We start from the raw sequence: 2,866 nt of genomic DNA, 5'->3' as shown, positions 1-2,866 counted from the left end.
TGAGGCGGCTCCCGCCGAAGCCGCCGCGCCCGGGGAAGCCGCACCCGCCGAGGACGTCTCCGCTGAGGAACGCCCGATGGTGGACATGTAAGTACCCGACCAGCGAATGCCCCGTCGGCCTCCGGCGGGGCATTCACCTCTCTCCAACCCCTCTCACCTCGGTAAAGGCGGTGTCGCGGTCCGTGACACGCCCCTGGGTGCGTGCCAGTCTGGTCGTATGGACGACAAACAGAAGGCGGTCCTGGAAGGCGGACCGAAGGATCTGCCGCACCGGATCGTGCCCGCCCCGCGCGCGGGCGACGAGGTCAAGGTCCCGTTCCGCGGGGGCTACGAGCACTTCTCGGCGACGGCACGGCACCAGTACACGGACGAGGGTGACCTGCCCGTCTACGAGTGGACCTCGCGAACCGAGATGGCCTCCTAGGGTTCGGTCGGCGGTCGCACCCACGACGGCGGAGGCGGCGTCGAAGGCCGCCTCCGCCACCGCCGCCTGAGAGCCCGAAGGAGTGACCGCCGTATCCCGCGCCCCGGGGAAGAACGCGCACAAGGGTGGCCTAACCTGGGACCGGTCCCGGCCGTCGAGCGCCGGGACCTGCCGTGTCCAGCGCAGACGACCCCGGGGAACCTCAGTGAGCATCGAACCGCGAGTGACAGCGACGGCCTTCCGCGTGGTGGCGGTGATCGAGGCTGTGACCTGGGCCGGGCTACTGGTCGGGATGGGTTTCAAGTACCTGGGCAACGGCGACGAGACCGGCGTGCACGTGTTCGGCCCGCTGCACGGCGCCGCGTTCATGCTCTACGTGGCGCTCACCGTCGCCGCCGCGCTGCACCTGCGGTGGGGCCTCTGGCCGACCCTGGTGGCCCTGGTCGCCTCGATTCCTCCCCTGGGCACCCTGCCCGCGGAGTGGTGGCTGCGCCGCACCGGTCGTCTCGACCGTCCGGCGAAGGCCGACCGGACCCCCGAGCCCGTCGCCTGACCACTGACGACCTCCGAGGGGCCCGCGAGGCCGTCGCGGACCCCTCGTCGTGCGCCGCGTCCACCGCCGCGCCTCACCCCGACCGCGACCCGATCCGGTCCACGTCCACGCGTTCGGCCTCCGTCAGCGGCGCGCCCGCCCGATCACGCAGACCGGCGGCCTCGGCCAGCAGTTTCCCGGCCCGCTCCGCGTCGCCGAGCAGCGCGTACGCGCCCGCCTGGCCCTCCAGCGCGAGCGCGGCCGCCCGGGGGTCCGCGCCCTCCTCGGCCACCCCGTGCGCCTCCTCGTGCCGGGCCAGGGCGAGTTCGGCGTCTCCGCGCTGTTCGGCGACGTATCCCAGCTGGGTGAGAATGAACGCGAGCCCGATCCGACCACTGGCCCGGCGGTTCCAGTCCAGCCACCGGTGCAGCAGCCGTTCGGCGCGTTCCAGGTCGCCCGAGCGCCGCGCCGCCAGCGCCAGTCCGGCGTCGGCGAACTGCTCGCCCAGCGTGTCCGTGTGCTCGGCCGCGATCTCCCGCGCCCGGGTGAGCAGCTCCGTGGACCGCTCCAGGTCGTCACGGAGCAGCGCCACGCGACCGAGGCCGGAGAGTGCGCGCGCGACCTCCGTCCACAGCCGCAGCTCCTCGGCGATGCGCCGCCCCTCCTCGTGACGGGCGGCCATCCCGTCCAGGTCACCGAGCGCCTCCAGGACCGCCGCGCTCACGTTCGCGGCCTGGAGCACACCCCAGCGGTCGCCGAGGGCACGCATGTCATCCTCGCTCCGACCCGCCAGCTCCAGGGCCCGTTCCAGGTCGCCCGCCCGGTGGGCGGCGTCCGCGAGTTGGACGCGGGTGGCAGCCACGCACCACGGGTCGTTCGCCGCGAGGGCCTCCTCGTGTGCGGCGCGCACGCGCCGCTCGGCCCGCTCGGTGTCGCCGAGCCCCCATCGGGACAGTTCCAGGAACCAGGCCGCCCGGGCCCGGGCGGCGGTGTCCGGGAGCATGGGTAGCGTCCGCCGTGCCTCGTCGCGCGGGCGCGCGTCCTCCGGGTCGGCCAGGGCGGCCCGCCAGGCCCGGGCACACGCCCGAGCCCCGGACGCCCCGCCCGGGAGCGCCAGTGCCCGGTCCAGCGCCTCCCCCGACTCGCCGGCCCTCCCCCTCAGGTGGCGGTACCAGCACAGGGCGTTGGCCAGGCGCAGGGCCAGATCGGCGTCGGCCTCGCGCACGGCCGTGTCCAGAGCGGTGCGCAGGTTGGCGGCCTCACAGTCCAGACGCTCCAGCCAGCGGCGCTGGTCGCGTCCGCGTATCCCCGCGTCGGCGCGTTCGGCCAGGTCGGCGAAGTAGCGGGCGTGCCTCAGCCGGGCCCGTTCCGTCTCCCGCGCCTCCGTCAGGCGGTCCAGGGCGTAGGCGGCCACCGACTCGAGCAGGTGATAGCGGGTTCCGGCCGGGTGGTGCGCGACCACGACCAGGGAGCGGTCCCCGAGCGCGCCGACGGTGTCCAGGACCTCGGCCCGGGCCACGGTTCCGGGGACGGCGCACACGGCCTCGGCGGCGGCCAGGTCGCAGCCGTCAGCGAAGACGGACAGGCGAGCCAGTACGTGGCGTTCGACGGCGGGGAGCGGTTCCCAACTCCAGTCGATCATCGCCCGCAGTGTCCGCTGTCGCGCGGGGGCGTCCCGGCGGCCCACCCCGAGGACGGCGAAGCGGTCGTCGAGGCGGGCGGCGAGTTCGTCCGCGCCCAGGTGACGCAGTCGGGTGGCGGCCAGTTCGAGGGCCAGGGGGATGCCGTCCAGGCGGCGGCAGATCGTGGCGACGGCCCCGGCCGTATCCCCGTCGAGGGCGAAGGACGGCACCGCCGCGCGGGCCCGGGCGACAAGGAGCCGCACCGCGCCGGAGCGGGCGAGCGCCTCG

The 2,866-nt window shown here is 75.1% G+C and carries 3 protein-coding genes; 2 read left to right on the top strand and 1 reads right to left on the bottom strand.

What is annotated here, in order from left to right:
• The first annotated feature begins 217 nt into the window (after window positions 1-217).
• Both D471_RS0119225 and D471_RS0119220 read left to right on the top strand, forming a co-directional pair.
• Complete coding sequence (locus tag D471_RS0119225; protein WP_017600113.1) at window positions 218-424, top strand: DUF5988 family protein; 207 nt, start codon at window positions 218-220, stop codon at window positions 422-424.
• A gap of 205 nt (window positions 425-629) precedes the next feature.
• Window positions 630-977 (top strand): DUF3817 domain-containing protein, encoded by a 348-nt coding sequence (locus D471_RS0119220; RefSeq protein ID WP_017600112.1) that lies wholly within the window; start codon window positions 630-632, stop codon window positions 975-977.
• 73 nt (window positions 978-1,050) lie between these two features.
• Here D471_RS0119220 and D471_RS40325 read toward each other — a convergent pair.
• Window positions 1,051-2,866, bottom strand: a 1,816-nt coding sequence (locus D471_RS40325) for an ATP-binding protein (protein WP_017600111.1), incomplete at its 5' end; no start/stop codon positions are given.

This window comes from Nocardiopsis lucentensis DSM 44048 (genome assembly GCF_000341125.1).
Classification (GTDB): Bacteria; Actinomycetota; Actinomycetes; order Streptosporangiales; family Streptosporangiaceae; genus Nocardiopsis; species Nocardiopsis lucentensis.
Note: the sequence above shows the minus strand (reverse complement) of the source record. Positions and strands in the feature narration are given on the sequence as shown.

Coding starts and splice junctions, on each gene's coding strand:
- D471_RS0119225 (WP_017600113.1), top strand. CDS start 218: ATGGACGACAAACAGAAGGCGGTCCTGGAAGGCGGACCGAAGGATCTG.